Annotated in this window: 19 protein-coding genes and 1 pseudogene; 8 read left to right on the forward strand and 12 right to left on the reverse strand. The window is 61.1% G+C overall.

Annotated features, from left to right (window positions below; genetic code table 11):
• Positions 1-289 precede the first annotated feature (289 nt).
• From ABF648_RS07650 to ABF648_RS07660, 3 genes are read right to left on the reverse strand one after another with little or no spacing between them, the layout of a single operon-like run.
• On the reverse strand, positions 290-1,456 hold the full coding sequence (locus ABF648_RS07650) for a sensor histidine kinase (protein ID WP_415631706.1): 1,167 nt from the start codon (positions 1,454-1,456) through the stop codon (positions 290-292).
• 38 nt (positions 1,457-1,494) lie between these two features.
• Positions 1,495-2,262 carry a response regulator gene (locus ABF648_RS07655; RefSeq protein ID WP_415631707.1) on the reverse strand — a complete coding sequence of 256 codons (768 nt, stop codon included), beginning with the start codon at positions 2,260-2,262 and terminating at the stop codon, positions 1,495-1,497.
• On the reverse strand, positions 2,259-2,426 hold the full coding sequence (locus ABF648_RS07660) for a hypothetical protein (RefSeq protein WP_415631708.1): 168 nt from the start codon (positions 2,424-2,426) through the stop codon (positions 2,259-2,261). Before ABF648_RS07660 ends, ABF648_RS07655 begins: the two co-directional genes overlap by 4 nt.
• 384 nt (positions 2,427-2,810) lie before the next feature.
• Between ABF648_RS07660 and ABF648_RS07665 the strand changes: the two genes are divergently transcribed.
• The 8 genes from ABF648_RS07665 (at position 2,811) to ABF648_RS07700 (ending at position 11,807) form a co-directional block, all read left to right on the forward strand.
• A complete protein-coding gene (locus ABF648_RS07665) occupies positions 2,811-3,602 on the forward strand; it encodes a hypothetical protein (protein WP_277010801.1) in 792 nt (263 codons plus the stop codon).
• 150 nt (positions 3,603-3,752) lie between these two features.
• Positions 3,753-4,826, forward strand: coding sequence for a radical SAM/SPASM domain-containing protein (locus ABF648_RS07670; protein WP_277010799.1), 1,074 nt, complete (start codon positions 3,753-3,755; stop codon positions 4,824-4,826).
• 66 nt (positions 4,827-4,892) lie between these two features.
• On the forward strand, positions 4,893-5,273 hold the full coding sequence (locus ABF648_RS07675; protein ID WP_277010797.1) for an SdpI family protein: 381 nt from the start codon (positions 4,893-4,895) through the stop codon (positions 5,271-5,273).
• An 802-nt stretch (positions 5,274-6,075) separates the two neighbouring features.
• The gene (locus ABF648_RS07680) at positions 6,076-7,479 is read left to right on the forward strand and encodes an alpha/beta fold hydrolase (RefSeq protein ID WP_415631709.1); all 1,404 of its coding nucleotides are present in this window, start codon (positions 6,076-6,078) and stop codon (positions 7,477-7,479) included.
• Positions 7,480-7,587: 108 nt separating this feature from the next.
• Positions 7,588-7,962, forward strand: a complete 375-nt coding sequence (locus tag ABF648_RS07685; RefSeq protein ID WP_277010795.1) for a PLD nuclease N-terminal domain-containing protein — start codon at positions 7,588-7,590, stop codon at positions 7,960-7,962.
• Positions 7,949-8,941, forward strand: coding sequence for an ATP-binding cassette domain-containing protein (locus tag ABF648_RS07690; RefSeq protein ID WP_277010793.1), 993 nt, complete (start codon positions 7,949-7,951; stop codon positions 8,939-8,941). Before ABF648_RS07685 ends, ABF648_RS07690 begins: the two co-directional genes overlap by 14 nt.
• On the forward strand, positions 8,938-9,699 hold the full coding sequence (locus ABF648_RS07695) for an ABC transporter permease (protein WP_277010792.1): 762 nt from the start codon (positions 8,938-8,940) through the stop codon (positions 9,697-9,699). The genes ABF648_RS07690 and ABF648_RS07695 overlap by 4 nt, the downstream gene beginning before the upstream one ends.
• Positions 9,700-9,977: 278 nt before the next feature.
• Positions 9,978-11,807 (forward strand): ABC transporter ATP-binding protein, encoded by a 1,830-nt coding sequence (locus tag ABF648_RS07700; RefSeq protein WP_415631710.1) that lies wholly within the window; start codon positions 9,978-9,980, stop codon positions 11,805-11,807.
• Positions 11,808-11,991: 184 nt separating this feature from the next.
• Here the strand turns inward: ABF648_RS07700 and ABF648_RS07705 are convergent, their stop codons facing one another.
• The 9 genes and pseudogenes from ABF648_RS07705 to ABF648_RS07745 all read right to left on the reverse strand — a co-directional run bounded on the left by ABF648_RS07705 (position 11,992) and on the right by ABF648_RS07745 (position 19,170).
• Positions 11,992-12,228 (reverse strand): DUF4113 domain-containing protein, encoded by a 237-nt coding sequence (locus ABF648_RS07705; RefSeq protein ID WP_415631711.1) that lies wholly within the window; start codon positions 12,226-12,228, stop codon positions 11,992-11,994.
• Entirely contained in the window at positions 12,200-13,402 is a 1,203-nt protein-coding gene (gene umuD, locus ABF648_RS07710; RefSeq protein ID WP_415631712.1) for a translesion error-prone DNA polymerase V autoproteolytic subunit, read from the reverse strand. Before umuD ends, ABF648_RS07705 begins: the two co-directional genes overlap by 29 nt.
• Before the next feature lie 43 nt (positions 13,403-13,445).
• Positions 13,446-13,952: pseudogene (locus tag ABF648_RS07715) on the reverse strand (ISL3 family transposase); the annotation flags it as partial.
• 1,117 nt (positions 13,953-15,069) lie between these two features.
• A complete protein-coding gene (locus tag ABF648_RS07720) occupies positions 15,070-15,489 on the reverse strand; it encodes a hypothetical protein (protein ID WP_415631713.1) in 420 nt (139 codons plus the stop codon).
• Between the two features lie 68 nt (positions 15,490-15,557).
• Positions 15,558-16,118, reverse strand: coding sequence for a hypothetical protein (locus tag ABF648_RS07725; RefSeq protein ID WP_415631714.1), 561 nt, complete (start codon positions 16,116-16,118; stop codon positions 15,558-15,560).
• A gap of 33 nt (positions 16,119-16,151) precedes the next feature.
• Complete coding sequence (locus tag ABF648_RS07730) at positions 16,152-16,946, reverse strand: ParA family protein (protein WP_415631715.1); 795 nt, start codon at positions 16,944-16,946, stop codon at positions 16,152-16,154.
• An 83-nt stretch (positions 16,947-17,029) separates the two neighbouring features.
• On the reverse strand, positions 17,030-17,428 hold the full coding sequence (locus tag ABF648_RS07735) for a single-stranded DNA-binding protein (protein ID WP_415631716.1): 399 nt from the start codon (positions 17,426-17,428) through the stop codon (positions 17,030-17,032).
• A gap of 291 nt (positions 17,429-17,719) precedes the next feature.
• Positions 17,720-18,811 carry a hypothetical protein gene (locus tag ABF648_RS07740; RefSeq protein WP_415631717.1) on the reverse strand — a complete coding sequence of 364 codons (1,092 nt, stop codon included), beginning with the start codon at positions 18,809-18,811 and terminating at the stop codon, positions 17,720-17,722.
• A 95-nt stretch (positions 18,812-18,906) separates the two neighbouring features.
• The gene (locus tag ABF648_RS07745) at positions 18,907-19,170 is read right to left on the reverse strand and encodes a hypothetical protein (protein WP_415631718.1); all 264 of its coding nucleotides are present in this window, start codon (positions 19,168-19,170) and stop codon (positions 18,907-18,909) included.
• Positions 19,171-19,553 lie beyond the last annotated feature (383 nt).

Consider the following 19,553-nt stretch of genomic DNA (forward strand, 5'->3'; position numbering starts at 1 on the left):
CTCCTCGAGGCCGGAGGATTCAGACCCCAACTACACCCTCAATCGTGAAGAGCCATGAAAGATCGAGGCTAGCTAAGATTGATTCACACATACAGATAGGAGTTGCAATGATTGTTCGAGTAACCAAGATTGCTATCGGGGTAGTGGTATGCGTCTCCGCCCTTATAGGGAACATTGGAAATGCTACTGTGGCAGTTACCGCAAATCCCCAAAGTGTTGAAATGACAACTGCTGTGATCCCCCAGAATGGTGACCCACCCAGCGCCAAAGTGGTACAAGCTGAGTCACTCTACAATTTACGATGCCCGGATTGGCTTTCCTGGTTGTGCTTGAGGTGAGACTGCCCACCTATGCGCACTGCCAATGTCCACTCGCCGTCCTCACCGGCAATGGTCAAACTACCGCCAAGTTCAGTGACGCTATCGCGTAGCAATGTTAGGCCAACACCTGATGACAGGTCTTTTGATTGGGCGTGGTCCACGTAACTGTTCGAAGAAATCACGGTGAGGGAGCCGTCCACAGCTACCTTCAAGTAGAAAACGTAGGGTCCGGCTCTGCCATGCTTGGCAATGTTGGCGCCGACCTCGGCGAGTACTTGGTCCAAGACGTTGACTCGCTCGGCGGTTATACATGTGAGGTCTCCGTGTACCACAGGGTGCCCGGAGAATCCCAGTGCGGCGAGTTGGGCTTCCGTGTTAGCGAGTCGACACCGAAGTGCCAGCTCACTGCCCTGAGCCGAGGGTACGCCAGGCAGCTGGTTATGGACGGTCTTACTCATTGCTGGCCCGAGAACTTCGGTTCTGATTTGGCTGAGTGTAGCTGAGACTAAGTGTTCCACCTCTTTTATGTGGTTGCGATAGCTTGCGTCCAGATGTGGGTCGGTGGCTTCCTGCCGGCAGAGCAGCACGATGTAAGAACGCGACCCCGCCACTGAGTCATGAAGGGTGTGCACCATGCGTGTGCGTTCCCGCTCGTAGGCCAACTCGTGCTCGAGTTCTTTGGTGTGGGCCAAACGTTGCATGCTCCTTCGCCAGCGTTGCACGGCCAGTCCTCCCAGATAGGCAGCCCAGTAGGTCAATGCCAGCGACATCACTCCTATGCTGCTGACTCCCTGCATCCGGTTTCCCTGGAGGGACACTACGCCAGAGCTGATAACAGCGCAGCTGACACCCAGCCACATTGGCCCTTCATAGGCGAGCACGGCTAAGGCCAGCCAGGTCCCCCAGAAATCTGTCGGTCCAACAATCAGCGGCGGGATCATTGTGCGCAACATATGGAGCATGGCCAAGCCAACTCCTGCGGGCACCGGCCACCAGTAGAGCAAGCCCAGCAGACTCACGTAGCAGGCCACAAAGACAAAGTCCAGTGCCGATTTTGGCAGTTGCACAACGGCTTCAAAACCGACGAACAGGATAGCTGCACTAGCCAGCAGCGCATAGATATGATGCTCACTCAACCCACGGCGTACACCCAACGACAACCGGAGCCGAACCATCAAATCAGCTCATTTTGCACGCACACTGCAATCGCCTCAGACCTGCTGTGGACGCCCAGTTTAGCGAAAGCACGTTTGGCGTGAGTTTTCACTGTCGTCTCGCTCACCCCAAGTCGGTGGGAGATCGCCATGCTCGTCCGGCCGTCGGCATACAGCGACATGATCTGAATCTCAGCATCGGAAAGGTGAACTGCTGTCGGCTCCTCCCAAGTAGCTACTGCCGGCTGTTGGGCCGCCTGGCCCAGTGCACGAACCAAATGTGACGTGGAAACATCTTTAGGGAAAAGAGCCTCAAAGCCTAGGGCCAGTGCCTGCTCGGCTCGTTCGGGGACACGGAATGCTGTCAACCCCAAGATTGCTATGCCAGGGAAGGCAAGCCGAAGTTGAGCAGCCAGTTCAATGCCTGACATTCCCGGCATCTCGATATCCGTCAACACCACCTCCGGCGCTCCGCTCGGCTCACCGCACAAGCGCAATGCTTCTTTACCCGACTTGGCCGTCCACAGAACCAGAATCGGCGCGAGCATGTGCTGAAAGATCTGAATCAAGGCAGTCGACACTAGAGGATCGTTATCCACGATCCCAACCCGCACGACCTCGCCGCTAGCCGTCGATTGACTCGGTGGTCTGGAACCCGTAGCAGCCACGGCGCTTCCGCCTCTCTGCTTCCGTCTCTCTCGATTAGTTCTAATCCTAGTCCGAGAATGGATACATCCCGCTCTGGGAATCCAGATTCGCTGGGTCTCCTCAGCATGCATGTGAGTCATGTGCGGCTGCGGAGGGAGGACACGCCGGTCCGGTTGGCGCCGTTGCCGAGCGCGTTGCTGAGGAAGGTGAACAGCCTGCCCGTGATTGCTACCATACTCTGTTTCATCTGGGTGAACGGCTCCAGCACAAACCCTTGCGGGTTGGTCGCGGCGGTGATCGCCATGGGTGCGTGCTCGCCGCGCTGAGATTCATCGCAAGCCGGAATCAACCATTCAAGGTCGCCGACGATCGTGAAGCCCTGGTCACCAACATGATGATGGTCCCCCGGGGCGCTGACGAGCGGGCCACGGTGCCACGACTCGTCCGCTGGCAGGCCCTGACTGTGCAGAGGCCCTGTCCACGTGGTCCAGGTCTTCCCGACCGCGAGTCGGTCATCCGGCCGATCGGCTCCGTCTTGGTTGAACAACATAAGGACTAAAAACCGCCCGTTCGGAGGACACACGGTTGCTTGCTGCGCGCGTAGTCTAAATCAAGGAAATAACCTTAGAAGCTGATTGATAACTCTGACTTTGGGATTTCAACATCGTGATGGCTAGGGGTTAAATAAATGTCAACTCAAGTTAAGGATGACGCTCTCAGCGTATATCAGAAAAGGAATATCGTGAATAAAAGTAAGGCGACAGCGGACATAGTAGAAAGAGTCGATAAGGTAGGGTACCTTACCAATGGTCAATTGGAGCAGTTCATTAAGCAGGTCCAATCAGATGAGTCATTTTCAAGCTCAGTGGGAGATAATGCCAAGAAAGCCCTAGATGCTGAAGGACTGAATGGATGGATAAATAGTAGCTGCAGTGACGGGCTATTCTCCGACTTCGTTTCAAAAATTCCCAAGGATGAGTGGCTTCCATTAGCAGAAGCAATTCGACCAGCAGTAATTAACCAAGATAAATACCGTGTGACCTGCTGGTTATATCAAGGTGTAAATGTTGCAGTGTATGCAAATGGCGTTGCGGTCGCCAATATCGCCGCTTACACTGAGGCAGCAGCAGCGACGGTGCTTGCTGCAATTGTTGCAGTAGTACCAGTTGTCGCAGGGGAGCCAACTCCTCCGCAGAAAGAGGGGAATGCTTCGAATCGAAAGGTACCTCTAGCAGTAAGCCTCTCTGATTCTTATCAAGGGGCTGAAGCACAGGAGCTATTTAACAAGCTAAATTATACGCAACCTCGTATGGTTGCAACTCTACGCAGAGTTTCAAATGATGGGCTCCTAATTCAATCATGGCGCGATGGTGAGGCTGTATTCACTACTAGAAGATATAGGTTCCAAGGCAGGGACATTGTTGTCAAGAGTAAAGTGGTAGGAGAAGAGACAAAAATCGAAGAATGCAAAATTGGCTAGTAAGAGGCTTATTCCTAACTCCGCTCTTCACCTGTCGCAGCAGCTTGGGATGAGCTGCTGCCTAAGGGTTTCGCAGGGAGTTCTTGAGTTAGGAATAAGCCTCTAAGTATTAGTAAGGTAAGAGCATGGTTCTGTGGAGAGAGAGTAACGATGGAAGAGTTAGAAGGAATACTAAAGCGCGGGATGCTTACTATTTCCGTTACTAACAAATGTCCAGCTAGGTGCGCACACTGCCTAGCCGAGTCCTCTCCTGATGAAAGAACAACTCTTACTTCGTCTAAAATTGAGGGAATCTACCTGCAGGCAAAAGCACTGACACACATCAAAAATGTAGTGTTCACAGGCGGCGAGCCAACCGAGCTTGAAGACGATTTGTTTAACGCGATTTCGAGTATTAGTGTTGATGGAACACCGGTTAGAGTAGTTACCAACGCGTGCTGGGCAACAGATGAACAACATACGAAAGCCATGGTCACCAAGTTCAGAGAGTCCGGATTAGACGAGATAAACTACAGTCTAGATGATTACCATGCAATATGGATACCTCCTGAGAATGTGATTCGAGCATACAGGGCTTCGCGGTGTCAAGGATTCGCAGGAGTTGTGATAGCTGTAGCTGAAGGGCCAAAGAGTAGGTACAACCTTGAATGGATTAAAAAAAATGTGGATCCGGAGATTCAAGTAACACATCCTGATATTCAATATTCTGGTATACAGAACACACCATCGCCGGATGGAACTGTGTATCAAGCCGCTGTTCATGGCTACTCTAGGGTAGGTAGGGGCCATCGCATGCGCTCTGATCTTGTGGTATTAAGGAACAATTTGATTGATATGGATGTTCCCTGTCCAGAAATACTGGATCAGATCTACATTGACAGCGAAGGAACGGTTGGTGCCTGCTGTGGAATCAGGATCACCGGAAACTCGGTACTCAGTATGGGAAACGCCCTCCAGGAGGAGCTAGCAGACGTATATGCTCGCGCAACATCAGACGTACTTCTTAGAGCAATTCATGTGCTTGGTCCTGGTTGGCTGTTGAAGCTTGCAAAGAGCCGTGATGACACCGTCAAGGTACGAGATGGTTACACGAACATTTGTGAAGTGTGCGAGGACCTCACCACCCAGGAGTCAGCTATTAATGTATTGAGCAGAGCGAGGGAAGAAATTGAGAGTGCGATTCACAGCAAATTAGCAAATGTCACTATTCCAGTCTCGGCCTAGCCATGTTCGAGTATTCTTGAACGTATTCTTGAACATGGCATTACCAAATGGAAATAGGTGATAGAGATGACGACAACTGAGCTGTTCTCGCAGATGGGGATATGGATCGTCGGAGCAACCATTCTTATTGGTTTGTCTTGGGGACTTACTGCGTGGTACCAGCAAGGCCCCAAAGCTCGACGCAATCCTTGGGCTGGGTTTCGACTCAAGGCATTGTACAAGAGTGATGAAGCTTGGAAGGCTGGGCACAAAGCTGCTTTCAAGCAATTCTGCCTTAACGTGATTTCAATTTGGGTTCCATCTATCGTTCTAGTAATAATTATTCAGTCTGCTCCAGTTCCAATTGGAATAATTTTGATTGCTTTATGCTGTGCGCAGATGGTGTGGTTCGTGGTTGCGTCACGTATGGCGATTAACGCGGCACTAAAAGTTTCGGGAGACGAGTGATTCTGAACGATTTCTATCTGAATCGCTCATGGGTCCGCAGGGCCAGCTAGCAGATCTCGGTGCCAGCTTGATGGACTTCCTTTTCATGACTATCGCCAAGAAATCGGCCGTGACCGTCGATATTTTCGACGTTCGCGCTGAAAACTCTTGGGACCTTCACGGCTGACATGTCGCGTGATCAGGCGAGTGCCGAGCTGCTAGGAAAACAAGGGAGGAATGTTGTGTCTAGCATTCCAGGCACAGCCTGTATGATGCTCATCAGCAACATTATGGTGCCTGCGGCCGTCGCCGCAACTCTCTATGTCCAGAGTCGTCCGAAGGAAAGGCCTTCTCTGCCGATCGGCCTCCGCCCCAAGGCGACCATGAGGTCCCCGGCCACATGGAAAGCCAGGAATTTTGCAGCACTACGGTGGTCGAAGTGGGACCCCGTCCTCACCTGGCTTGTCGCCTTGGTCTGCATGCTCTTCCTTAGATCATGGCAACTCTCGTTCGCCCTGAGGATTTTGTTTTGCTGCTACTCCCTCTCTATGGCGCTGAACATGTGGCATTCCACCAGGGTCGCCGCGGCCGTGATCGATACTCAAACCGATAGACCTGCCGGCTCAATGGATGGGGGTCACAGATGATGCGAGCCATCAGAGTGGTGGCTGCGCTGATCTTAGCCGTGGCGTTCTTGCCGTTCTCCGTGCCAGCGTCGGCTAGCCCGCAGTGGGTCGCAGAGCCTGTGTCTGCGCTGGCCGCTGCTTCGCTCGGTTGGGGTCCTTGTCCTTCGGACCCGGGAGTTGAGTGTGCGGTGGCTGCCGTGCCCCTCGACTACTCGAAACCGTCGTCCGAGCGTATCGCGCTAGAAGTTGGCAGGATTCCCGCCACTGGCAGCGCGGCCAGGGGGGCGATCTTCTACAACCCAGGTGGGCCCGGCCTTTCGCCGGTCCAGGGTCTGGCGTCCTTCGCTGCTCGGTTGAGCCCGCATGTCAGACGTGATTACGACATCGTTGGAGTCGACCCTCGTGGTGTCGGTGGTTCGGACGCTCTCCCCTGCGGGACTGTCGCTTCGACGGCCCCGTCGACCTCGTACAGCGTGTTTCCCACGAACGCCGACCAGCTGGCGGAACAGTTCGGCCGCGTCGACCCGTGGCTATTGGGAACATGCGATTTCTCGTCTTCACCCCTCTTCGAACACATGGGGAGCGTCGACGCGGCAGAAGACATCGAGGCTGTGAGAAAGCTCCTTCACGTTGACAAGATTGACTACTTCGGCGTGTCCTATGGCGCCGTCATCGGGGACGTCTACAGCCAGCTATTCCCGGCTCATCTGCGTACCCTCACCCAAGACAGCGCAGTCGATGCGCGGGATTGGTACGGCAGAAATCGCGGGGACTCGCTGTGGGCCAGGCTCGACGCGTCGGCGTACAGCGAAGATGTTCTCACGGATCTGTTCCAGGCCTGTGAATCGGCGGGAGGAACGTGTCCATGGGCATCGACGACTCGGTCTGACTACGCACACGTGGTCGCCGCGCTAAGGACAGGGGATGTGTCGATCGCGGGGGTGGGCACCTTCGATACGTCGGCGTTCCAAGCCGAAGTTGTCGCCGCGCTGTACCGGTTCAATCTGAACGGCACTGATGACTACGAGACACTATTCTCGTTCATTCATCTCCTCGCCCTGGCCTCGAGTGGCTCAACGACACAGCAGTCTGAGCCAAACGCAGTCGCCAGTCCTGCGGCCCGTATCGAACTCGGTGATCTGCCCCGAGATCCGACGATCGCTAAGATGCTCACTGTTGACGCCGTGACATGCGCGGATTCGCGAGAACCGGCCCGTCCGGAACAGTGGTTCCGAGCGGCCGCCACCGCCGAGGCAAACAGCCCAGGATTCGGCTACTACTGGGTTTCCCAGGATATCATCTGCAGCAGTTGGCCGGTTGCTAGAAACACGGTGGCCGACGATCTGGGTCACAAGAAGATCGACGTGCCATTCCTGAGCCTGAGCAACATTCATGACCCTGTCGTTGGGGAATGGGATGCCGATCGCGTGCACGATCTCGGCGCCTCCGGTTCGACGGTCGTCGTCACTGACGGCTGGGGGCACGGGGCGCTGCGAAGCTCATCCTGCGCAGCCTCAGCATTCTCCAAATACGTCGCATCGGACATTCTGCCCCCGGCACCCGTCCGATGCGGCACTGACAGACCTCCCTTCACAGGATGAGCAATAGAGGACCGCCGGAGCGACAAACAAATGAAGGAGGAAATATTACTATGAATCACCCATGGTCCTGAGAATCAGATAAAGACTTCCTAACCGAAGGGAATGGGTATGAATTCCACCAATGTGTCGCCGGCGGCCTTCGTCGTGTCGTTGGTTGTCGCTGTGGTCGATGTGGCGCTTCTGGTCATCGCGCTCGTCAGGCTGGCACGCACCCCTGCAGGGCGGCGTACTCTGCCCTGGCCAGCGTGGCTCGCCATCATCGTGCTGGTGCATCCCATCGGTGCGATTGTTTTCCTCATCGTCGGACGCCGGCGTGCTCCGGTCACCGACGAGTCCCTGGTGGGTCGGTCCGGTCGGCCGGGGACTCCCCGGTCGACGACGCCTACTGGCGGCGTGGACTCGCCGGGTCAGGGTACTGCCGCTGAGGCGATTGACGAGCTCTACGGACCGGAGAATCACGGGTCGGAGAATGATGGGAAGTGATGAGCAGGGTGGTGAGCCCGCCATCTGGCTACAGGCCCTCACGAAGGAGTATCGGCATCGCCGTGTCCTCAACGAGGTGACACTTCGGGTCGAGCCTGGCAGCGTCTTCGGTTTCCTCGGCGCGAACGGCGCCGGAAAGACGACCACGATCCGTATCCTGCTCGGGTTGGCCCGCCCCACCTCGGGCAGAGCGCTCATCCTGGGGCAGGATTTGGCAATCAGCCCGGCCCAAGCCCGTTGTGCGGTGGGCTTCGCCCCCGATGTCCCGGTTTTTCCGTCATGGATGAGGGCGCAGCAGTACCTGCGCTTCGTGGCGTCCACCTTCTCGATGAATCCCGCGCAGGCCACCCGCCGCGCCGGGATGCTGCTCGAGATCTCCGGGCTGTCCGGCATCTCCCAACCAATCGGCGCGTGGTCACGAGGCATGAAACAGCGCCTCGGTATCGCCCAGGCCCTTCTCAACTCCCCGAGGGTGCTTGTCTGCGATGAGCCCACCTCGGCGCTGGATCCGCTCGGCCGCAAAGACGTGCTCGACATGATCTCGGCGCTGTCCGGCAGAGCGACCGTCTTCTTCTCCACGCACGTCCTCACCGACGTCGAGCGTGTCTGCGACCAGATGGCGGTCCTCGACCGGGGGCGTCTGGTGGCCCAGGGCGGCATCGAGCAGATCAAGGCCCAGCACGGCTCGGGCCGGCGGATCATCGTGGAGTTCACCGATCTGGCTCCCGGTGACGATCCGGTCAAGGCCGTCGCTGCCTTCGGTTGGTGCGAACGCGTCGTGTCGCAGCAGACGAATGACATGCCACTGGGGGACGCGGCGCTGCTGGTAGAGGCCAGCGATGAGCGGGCGGCAGCCCACGATCTGCCCGCGCTGGCGGCCGAAAGCCGGTGGGGTCTTCGCCGGTTGGAGCCGCAAGAGCTCAGCCTGGAGGATGTCTTCGTGGACATCGTAGGTCCGCACGCCGAGGAGATCTCGTGAACGGTTTCCGCACCGTCTGGCGCAAGGAATGGGGCGAGTTCTTCCATACCTGGCGGGTCTGGGTGATCTGCCTGGTGTTCGCGTTCTTCGCGGTCATCGGGCCGTTGCTCGCCCGGTACCAGAAGCAACTCGTCGAATCGCTGTCTCAGGGGTCGCAGTCGCTTTCTCTGCCGGACGGCACCTGGGTCGACTCGTGGGGGCAGTGGGCGAAAAACCTCGGCCAGTTCCCGTTGTGGGTGCTCGTACTGGTGGCCGGCGGACTCGTCGCGTCCGAGGTGAAGTCCGGCACGGCAGCGCTCGTGCTCACCAAGCCGATCTCGCGGGCCTGTTTCGTGCTCGCGAAGGTGAGTTGCTGGTGGGCGATCTCAGCGCTCGCGTGCGTCGCTGGAACGGTCGTCACTGCGGCGATGACTGCTGCGCTGTTCGACGGGGTTGACTACTGGCCGCTCGTGCGGGCCGTTGGGGTGTGGATCGCGTGGGCGTGGACGGTGATCGCCGTCGTGGCGATCTTCTCCTGTCTGTTCACCAGCAGCCTCGGCGCGACCGGTGCCGCGCTGGGCGTCCTGGTCATCGTGGCGGTGCTCAGCCTGTGGGGCCCAGCGGTGCGCTGGTCCGTGGTGGGGGTCCCGGGGCTGGTCGGCTCATTGGCCACCTCGACACCGGGCCTATCGGTCTTGTGGCCACTGGTCGGCGCAATCGTGACCACTGCGGTGAGCCTCACACTCGCCGTGCTGGTGTTCACACGCCGCGAGATCTGAACCCCCGGATTTGAAAACACCGAGAAACACGGCGTGCAGAACCAGAGGGAGGGAAGAGTAGTCATGCGCCACACCGTGACTTCCTCCGGGTCCCCTCCGTGCTCCCACTGCAGATCCCGGGAAGGCCCACCCAGACCAGATTCCCCGAGCCCTGGGGATCGGTTCAGGAATGATGGGGTCAGCACAAGGTGACTTTATGAGTGTTGTGCATGCTGAGCAAGTTGACAAAGTGGCTCTAGAATGACTTTCGGGGGAAGCACCTGATCAGGAAGGACCCGATGTCCCGAACAAGCCAGCAGAAAATGGCTGGAGCGAGTGGCTTTGCTGTTTTCGGCAGATGTATACGGCTGCTCTCCGAGTGCGGGCGATTCCTGGTTGTTGTCCGGTTCGTAGTTGTTGTGGTGATGGCGGCCGTGCCCGCACTCACCGTTTCGCTGATATCGGCCACAGTACGATCCGCGATCGCTTACGTGACGGATCCGAGTCAGGAACGGCGTGACACTGTTCTCCAGGCGGCCTTGAGTTTTTCAGCGGTTCTCGTGCTTTCCGCGCTGATGTCGAATCTGTCGTCGTATGCTGATCGGACGTTATCGGCGCGACTAGAATCCAGCGTCAGCGCTTCCATAGCCAACAAGTCGACCGCACTCGCGCTTGAACAGTTCGAGAACGCCGAAGTACGGGACATCATCCAACGAGCCAACCAGCAGCCCGCGCAAAGGATCATGAATCTGTTCACCACCGTCCTGTCGATGATGCAGTCCGCCGGCGGAACGATCGGGGTGCTGGGGACAGTAATTTCGTGGAACCCGCTGATCGGTCTGCTCGTGACGGTGACTCCCCTTCCCGCAGTCCTCTCGACCGTGATCCTGTCGCGAAAATACTACAATATCGATTACAAACGGGCCACCGGGAAAAGAGAGACATCATACCTCTACTGGCTCTTGACCTCGGATGAGATCGTCAAAGAAGTCAAGTCATTTGGGTTGTCTCCTTTTTTCTCTGGTCGATACCAGCAATTACTGGGGATATTTCGCGACCAGGATGTGCACTACGCACGTCTGACTCTCTTGCTCGGTGGCTCGTTAAACCTCCTCAGCGTTGGTTCATACGGCGCCGCACTGACGTTAGCAGCTCTTTCCGCCACAACGATAAGCGCGGTCGGACAGCTGACCGGATACCTGCAGGCAATGGGATCCCTCCAATCAAATGCCTCTGCTTTGATCAGTGCGGGTGGAAACCTGTACACGGGTGTGCTCTACGCGTCCAATGTCTTTCAATTCCTTGACCTTCCGGAACGAGTGCTACCGACCGGAACTCGTCTTTTCCCAACAGAACCGAGGCACGGAGTCGAATTTCGTAACGTCAGCTTCGGCTACCCCGGGACAGAGACTCCAGTTCTGCGCGACGTCTCCTTCCACATCACCCCGGGTTCCAACATTGCCCTGGTGGGAGGCAACGGAGCGGGAAAAACCACAGTGGTCAAGCTGCTACTGCACCTCTACGAGCCGGACTCCGGCGACATTCTTATCGACGAGCACCCGATAGATGAATATAATTCCGCGAGCATACGGCAGCACATGTCAGCGCTGTTCCAGGACTACGCCCACTACGAGCGGACCCTGAGAGAGAACGTCGCCTACGGCGCCGCCGATGAAGAACTCGGCGACGACACCGTGACATGGGCCCTCAACCTCGCCGGCGGCGACGGATTCGCCGCACAATGTGGAGGGCTCGACGCCATGCTCGGACGGCGTTTCCCAGGCGGCAGGCAGCTCTCGATTGGCCAATGGCAGAAAGTCGCCCTCGCACGGGCACTCGTGTCAAAACCGAGCGTTCTCATCCTCGACGAACCCACAGCCTCCATGGACATCGCCAGCGAAATGCTGCTGTTCGACAAGATCCGGCACCTGCCATGGAGACCATCCTGCCTCCTCATCACCCACCGACCCGAAGCAATCAGAACAGCAGACCGAATCGTACTCATGGACCACGGAAAAGTCGCCGCCATAGGCTCCCACACGGAACTCATGCAGTCAAGCCCACAATACAAAGAAATCTTCCGGGAAGAAAACGTTCCCACCCTCGAACAACAACACCACTCCCCATGAAAAACCGAGGTTAATTGCCGATGCCCATCCGATCCGTTGCAGTAAAGTTCATTGGAACTTTTCCCTTTCCGTTACCTTCTGGTCACCAGGACAGCTCTTTTTTGACCTTGGGCTTCGACATGGGAAAGTCCAGCGCTCGTTCAGCACCCGCGCGGTGGCTCGTTCCATCCCCACATCCGCCGACTTACCGTGCTGTGACGATGGTTAGTTCTGACCAGTGGGTGGTGCCCCGGTTGGAGAGCATGTCCCGGCGCATCTGCCAGTCGGGTGGTGCTTTGAGGCCCGCGAGGCCGAGGCCGATGGCGTCCCGGCCGATAGTGGCGTTGACGTGGTCGACGAGCGCGCCGAGCTGGCTGCCGTGCTGGTCGGGCTGGAAGCCGGGCAGCATGGGGTCAGCGCCGGCCGGGGCGAGGTCGCCCATGCTGATGCCGGCGCGGACGTAGCGCCGGCCGGGGATCATCTGCGACAACAGAAGCTGGGAGGCGGCCCGGGTCACGGTCACCGATGTCGATGCACGCCACACCGCGCAACTCCAGGATCGCCCGCTCCAAGTTCACGCTGAACCGCCGGCGCATGGCCTTCGGGTCAGCGTCGCGCAGTTGGCAGGCCGTGGCGACCCCCAGGGCCTCCAGGCGGGCGGCCAGGCGCCGCCCGACCCCCCACAGCTCGCCCACCGGCGTGGCCTCGAGGATCGCGTCCACCTGCCCGGGACGGTAGGAGTCGAGGGACGCGACACCGTCCAGCGACGGGGTGTGCTTCGCCCCGTGGGAGGCAAGCTTCGCCAGGGTCCGTGTGCCGGCGATGCCCACCGACACCGGAATACCGAGATTGTGGCGGATGCGGGCCCGGATCGCCTGGGCCTCCTCGACGAGACCCCGACCGGTGCCCCGCAGCCGCAGGAACGCCTCGTCGATCGAATACACCTCCACATTCGGGGTGAAGGTGCGCAGGATCGCCATGATCCTCCCGCTGAGACTGCCGTACAGCTCATAGTTGCTGGACCTCGCGACGACTCCGCGATGTCCGGCCCAGGACTTGATCTTGAACCAGGGCATCCCCATCTGGATGCCCAGGGCCTTCGCCTCGCGGGACCTGGCGACAACGCAGCCGTCATTGTTGGACAACACGACCAGAGGTCGGCCCTCCAGCTCGGGGTGGAACACCCGCTCACACGCGCAGAAGCAGGAATCGACGTCAACCAGAGCGAACCGGGTCAGCGGTGCAGCCGGTGCAGGCATGTCGTCACCACCCCCCCACACCGTCAGCTCGCGGGGGTGGAGGACCGGATAGGCGGGATTCGCCGGATGCAGCTCCGGCCCACCATCGGTCAGGTGAAGCCTTTTGACGGTCAGCTCGCCCTCGACGATGCCGATGACGATGTCACCGTCGCCCGGGTCCAAGGACCGGTCCACGAGCAGCTCGTCGCCGTCGCTGATACCGGCGCCCACCATGGACTCCCCCACCACCCGCACGATGAACGTCGCCTGCCGATCCCGGATCAAGTGCTCATTGAGGTCGATCTCGGCCGAGACATAGTCCTGCGCCGGGGACGGCCAGCCGGCCGGCACCGCCTCCCCGCCCATCGGGATGGCCACCACCGGGGTGAGCGGTGCAACGGGCCGGACATCCGGCTCTTCGTCATTCAGCGTGGTTTGGTTGTCCTTTCCTGACCGGCTTGGGGGGTTGGCGGTAGGGGCGTTGTCCGGAGGCTGAGGCGAGGATCCGGAGGCGGTAGTTCTCGAAGTTGCGGAATCCGCGGGCGATGCGTCGGGTGGTCTCGATGACGTTGTTGATGGCCTCGGTGGGGCCCGCATTCGAGCGGTCGGTGTGCCAATAGGCCAGGATCTCCCTCTTCCAGGACTTCAAGGTGCGCCCCAGCCTGGCGACCTCAGGAATCGGACAGTCCTTGAGGGCATCGATGAGGGTGACCATGTCGTGGGAGTCGGGCTGCTGGTAGGCATCGATCAGTTTCTGGTAGATGGTCCAGGTGATGGTGACCTCCCAGTTCGGGTCGCCTTCTTGGAGGAGGGCATCCAGCTTGGTCGCCATCTTCTCCGTGAGGTGGTTGGCGCCGGTGAGGAGGAGTCTTCGGGCCCGATACAAGGGGTCTTTGGCGTGTCCCCTGCGCCCCAGGGTGTCCTGCTGGACTCGGCGACGCCCTCGTCCAGGGCCTGACTGGCCAGCTTTGTCACGTGGAAGATGTCGACGACCATGTCCGCCTCTTTCAGGGTCGCTGAGATCGCGTTGGCATAGCCCCCTGTAGGGGTCGATGGCAGCGATGAGGATCTTGCTCGCGAACTCCTTGCCTTGGGAGGCCAACCAGTCCTCAGCGACCGCTCCCGAGCGTCCGACCTGGACGTCCAGGAGCCTCGCGAAGGGCTTCGTCTTCCCGTCCTTGCCTCTCTTCGGCCTCGTGTGGTCCACCACCCCGGTGATCATCCGATTCTTGTGGGGCCCGGAGTGGCGCCACACGTGCTCGTCGAGGCCCAGGGCTTCCACGCTGGCCTGGTCGCTGATCTCCTTGAGGCGCTCCTGGAGGGGTCCCTCGATTGCCTTCCACAAGGTGCGCCACCCCACCTGGAGGTCCCGGGCCAGGGCGGAGACGACAACGTCTCGGGTGAGAAGCTGGTTCACAGCCCAGGTGATGGCTCGGGTCGTGAAGTGCTTGCGGGGCGGAGCCAACTGCGTCTCCTCCCCCCACGAGACCTGGGGGCAGGAGTGTTGCCTGCACCGCCAGGTGCGCCTGGACCACACGAGGAGGACAGGGACACCGAAGACACCGATGTCGTGGAGGAGACGTTGTTGGCGACCATCCGCCACAGCCTGGACCCCACAGGCGGGACAGAACACGATGCCAGGGTCGGTCTCGACGTTCAGACGCAGGCCCGCAGGTGAGCGCTCCACACGCGTGACGTGGAAGCCGGGGAGGTCAGCGATGGCATCAGCGAGCGTGCAGTAGCCGGGATGAGTGCAGGTAGTGTGGAACACGGTCGGGGTCTTCTTCGAACGGGTGAGTCTGAACGCTTCCCATTCAAGAAGGCCCCGACCCCTCTCACCAGCACCGACACACCCCTCTCAGCGTTGCAAACCGCTCAGGCCAGCCTCACCAAACCACGCTGAATGACGAAGAGCCGGACATCCCTCACACCATCGAACACATGTTCGAGTATGAGCGGTGCCTGTGACACGCGCAAGCCAGGGCAGGCGGGCGGGCGGTTCTGTCGCAGCGACTCGTTGTCGTCCGGCTCTACCGCACTGGTGTTCAGTGTTCTTTGGGCCAGGGATACAGGCTGCCAAGGTCGGCGAATCCGGCGCGGTTGCCTTCGGCGTCGAACGTCATATCGGAGTCCTCGTGGGAGCCGTTGGCGTGGGCGAGCGCGGCCAGGACGAGGGCGGCGTTGTGCCGGTCGAGACCAGGAATGTCTTCGGCTAGGTCGACGGGAGGTCCTCCCAGTAGCGAGGCGGCGATACGTACGAGGCGTTGTTCTCCCCCGGACCAAGCGCCAGTCTCGGCGACGAGGACGTCGGGGTCGATAGCAGCCACGTCTCCGTGGCGGGTGATCCACGGGGCGCCGTCGTAGATGGCCCGGCCGGATCGGATGAGAAGCTCGACGCCGGCCTCGGCTGCGTAGAGTCCTTTCGCCCAGGCGCGGATCGCGCTGGCGATGTCAGGGGTGGTCATGGTGTGCTCCTTGGGAGTCTGCTGTGATGGTCGGGTTGGTCAACAATGTCAGTTTGGTCTGCGATGTGTCAGCGGACGAGTCTGTTGGGGAGTCTGGCTGGTGGGGTCGGCAACGCGCCCCCGTTGATGGCGCGTGCCGTTTCGACGGCGCGGTCGATGGCGTCTCCGCACCACGCGCTGTCTGTGGGCCAGCGTCCGGCGTGCTGGTCAGCGGTGATGGCCGTGCGCATTCTGGCCACGGTGGTGGTCGGGATGGCGAACGATCTGGTGCTGCCGGTACGCCTGTCGGCTCGCCCCTTGGGCGCGGTGGCGGCGCGCTGTTCCGGGGTCCGTGCGGCGTGGGTGTCGAGCGCGGCCGCGATCCACCGGGCGAACGTGTCGGCGTCGCCCCCATTGGTCCAGTCGGCCAGATAGGCGGCTTTCGCACCGAGAAACTGGTCTCGGGTGAGGTAGATACCGAGCCGCGCGGTCGAGCCGGAGGCTGTTCTGCTCTGGCGCGCGGTCCGCGTGACCGGCTTCGCGGGGGCATGCACCGGTCCGCGTGGCCCAGCTGAAGGCTCGATGTCCGGGACCTCCGGTCCGGCCGCGATCGCGGCGCGGTTGCGGTCTCGCAGGCTGCGGCGGGCCATGATCTACCTCCTTGGTCTAGTTGGTCGATGTTGTCAGTGTGTGGTGACGTGTTGATCCGGCGGCGGGCCACCGGGGTCCGGCGTGCCGATGATGGGGGTCAGGGCTGCCGCGTAGTCGGCGGCGATCCCCGAGTCGGGGGCGTACACGCTGACGGGCATCCCGCTGGTGTAGGCGTCGCGCGCGGCGACGGCCTCGCGTACGGGTGTGGTGACGCGGCCGGGGTGCTGTTCGGTGAGCATGGCCACGACGTCGCGGTCGAGCAGCCGGCGGGCGTCGTAGCGGGTCGGGACGATCCAGTGCACCCGCTGGCCGGGTTTCATCCTCGGGGCGATCCGTTGGGCGATCACCTCGACAAGCCGGTCGAGCTGGTCGTAGGTCTCGGTCTCGCACGCCACGGCGGCCACGACGACGTCGGCGGCGGCGAGAGCGGCCAGGGTGACCAGACCGAGCGCGGGCGGGGTGTCGATGACGATGTCGTCCCACTCCCCCGCCAGGTCGGGCAGATAGTCCCGTAAGGCGGTGATGACCTCGGGCCGCTGATCGAGGGCGGCCAGGTCGTGGGTGCCGGCGAGCACGCTGGCACCGGGCACGCTCGGGGCGTCGATGGCGGCCTCGGCTGCGGTGGCATCGCCGGTGAGCACGTCGGCCGCGACGGCCGACACCTCGGTGTCGTCGGTGACGCCGAGCCGGGTCGTGAGGTTGCCCTGCTGGTCGAGGTCGATCCCCAGCACATGGCGGCCACGCCGGGCCAGGGCGACGATTAGCTCGGCTGCCGTGGTGGTCTTGGTGCTCCCGCCCTTGGACAGGGCGACGGCGTACACGGTCATGATGTGATGTCCTCCTCAGCGCGACGGCGTCCGGGCCGGGGGACCGGCCTGGCAGCACTCCCCCGGCCTCGGACGATGCGGTGTCAGTCCTCGTGGTCTTGGGTGTCTTGTGCTTCTGTATGCGTGCGCGCGGCCTTAGTGGCATGGGCGATGTGGTAGCGCAGGCTGACCGACACCTCGTCGGCCTTCACGTATTGCGCGGTGCGGTCCTCCTGGCTTTCCTTATCCTGCCAGCGGTCGGTGGCAACGCTGCCGGTGACGTGCACGCGATCGCCCTTCCCGACGCTCTCCGCCACGTTCTGCGCGGCCGAGCCCCACACCTGGACGCGGAACACGTTGGGCTCGGCGTCCTGCCACTGCCCGTCCTCGCCCCGACGTCGGCGATTCTCGATGACCGTGAGGCGGGCCACGGCCCGCCCGCTCGGAGTGAAACGCAGCTCGGGATCGGCTGCGAGGTTCCCGGCGAATGTGATGGTGCTCATGGTGTACTCCTTGGTGTGGTGGGGGTTGGTTGGTCCCCTTGGTCTTCCGTGTTGACATGTTCAGTATAGTCTAGTTAGTCATTGCTGTCAAGTAGGTCGGATGTGTGTTCTTGGTCGATTCTTGCTCTTTCTTGAGCCGGTGTGCCTGTCTCTCAAGGCCGACGAGCGTCGTCGTCACGGCCGCGCTCGTATGCTGGTGGGGTGCGTCTGGTGTGGTAGCCGGTCGCCGTGTTGATGCTGTCCCCCGGCTCGCTCTTGTGGCGTTGCCGGGGGACAGTGCTTCGTGGGCTGCTAAGCAGCCGTGGCCAGGTCGGCGGCTATCGCCTCAATCGGCTCGCCTGCCTTGGCCCGTCGCCACGCCTCGCCCTTGGGCTCTACCCCGGCTTCGCGCAGCGCTGTGGCGAGGGCCTTGTTGTCGGCCTTGGCCTGGGCTCGCTCTGCCTTGGCGGATCGGGTGAGGGTGACGTCCTCGGCTCCGGTCGCGACGGCGGCCAGCGCGTCGAGCACGTGGCACGAACGCTCGTAGGCGATGGCGACCCGCTCGGGGCTGCGGGTCCACTCGGCGGTGTAGCGGGCCGAGCCTCGCGCGAGTTCGCCCTGGCCGAACTCGGTGAGCAGTCCGAATGCGACGGCCTCGGCCTCGGCCTCGATGTCGCCCCGGTGCTGGCCGGCGTAGGGTCGCTCGTCCTCGGCGCCGTGCAACAGGGCGTGGGCGATCTCGTGGGCCAGGGTCCCGACGGCAGCCCATCCGGCCAGCCCGCCATGCACGACGATCCGCCGGGAGGCGTGGGCGGTCCAGCCGTCTTCGGCCATGTCCCGGTCGCTGCGCTCGACGGTCCAGCCCTGGCCGGTGATCCATGCAGCCAACCGTTCGAACACCTCGCGGGCCTCGCCCTCGGGCAGCTCGGGGGTGGAGAACGCGGCCTCCCCGGTCTCGCCACGGCCGTTGACGACGTCGGCAGCGCGGTAGGTCTTCTCGATGCGGAATACGCGGCGCTCTTCGGCTCCCGGGGTGTCCTTGGTGACCTTCTTGCCGGTGCTCGGGTCGACCCACTTCGGCAGCGGCAGGGACCAGATGGCCAGCGCTCCACCGGTCGGGACGTAGCCGCGCTGTGCCCAGATGTTGCGTGGGGCGATCTCCTCTGCGGCAGCCCGCATGGCGGCATCGAACGCGTCGTCGTCGTCGAGGCCTTCGGCCGTGAACCGCGACCAGAGCTGGGAGACGATCAGCGCGTGGTTGCTGGGGGAGTAGGCCGGGTGTCCTGAGCGCAGCCGCAGGGCTCGCGCGGCCATCGCGGCTGGCCATCCGGCGGGGTTAGCGATGAACGCCGCGACCTGCTCTGTCATCGCTTGCCGGGTGGCTTCGTGATCGACCTGGTTCATGTGGTCCTCCTTGGTGTGGTGGGGTTGGTTGGTCCCCTTAGTCTTCCGTGTTGACATGTTCAGTATAGTCTAGTTAGTCAATAATAGCAAGTTGGTCAACATTTCGGGTGATATTTTTCGGCGAACTCGTAGAGGTGTTCTGAGAGCTGCCAGTCGTACTCGGAACGAACCAGGGCAAGCCGGGGGCGGTAGGCGGCGCTGGCATTGCAGTGCTCGCGGACGGTTTGCTTGATGGCCCGGTAGGCGGCGCTGCGCGCGGCGTGGTGGTCTGTGTCGGTGGTCCTGACGACGGCGTGTGCCGTGTCCTGGGCGTCGATCCACGCGGTGACCTTGCGGATGCTTGTCTGGGTGCTGGTCATGGTGTCGGTTCCTCTCGACTCGCTGGACCTTGGAGATGGGCTGGCGTGGGGCTGCACTGTTTGTGTCTCCCCCTCGTTTTTTGCCTTGAAGGCACGTATGTGCCGCTAGGGAGGGAGCCTGGAGGGCAAGGGTCCGTGGAATACCGGAGCGCGCGCAGCGGGCGAGGATATGCCGCGAAAGCCCTTGCGTGGAAGGCGGACGACCGTATGCTGCCGAAGGCTTCAAGGCAAAATGAGAGGCCCGTAGGGCCTTACTGCCGGCCGCCGTGGCGGCCGTCGCTCCCCGCCCCTCAGGGGCGGCCCCAGGTCTGGGGGTCGGCGTTAACGGGGTTGTTTGGTGGTGGCGTTGCACCGGTGGGGCGGGCCGGCCGCCCCCCCGCGGG

Source organism: Propionibacterium sp., assembly GCF_047719395.1.
In the GTDB taxonomy this organism is placed as follows: domain Bacteria; phylum Actinomycetota; class Actinomycetes; order Propionibacteriales; family Propionibacteriaceae; genus Propionibacterium.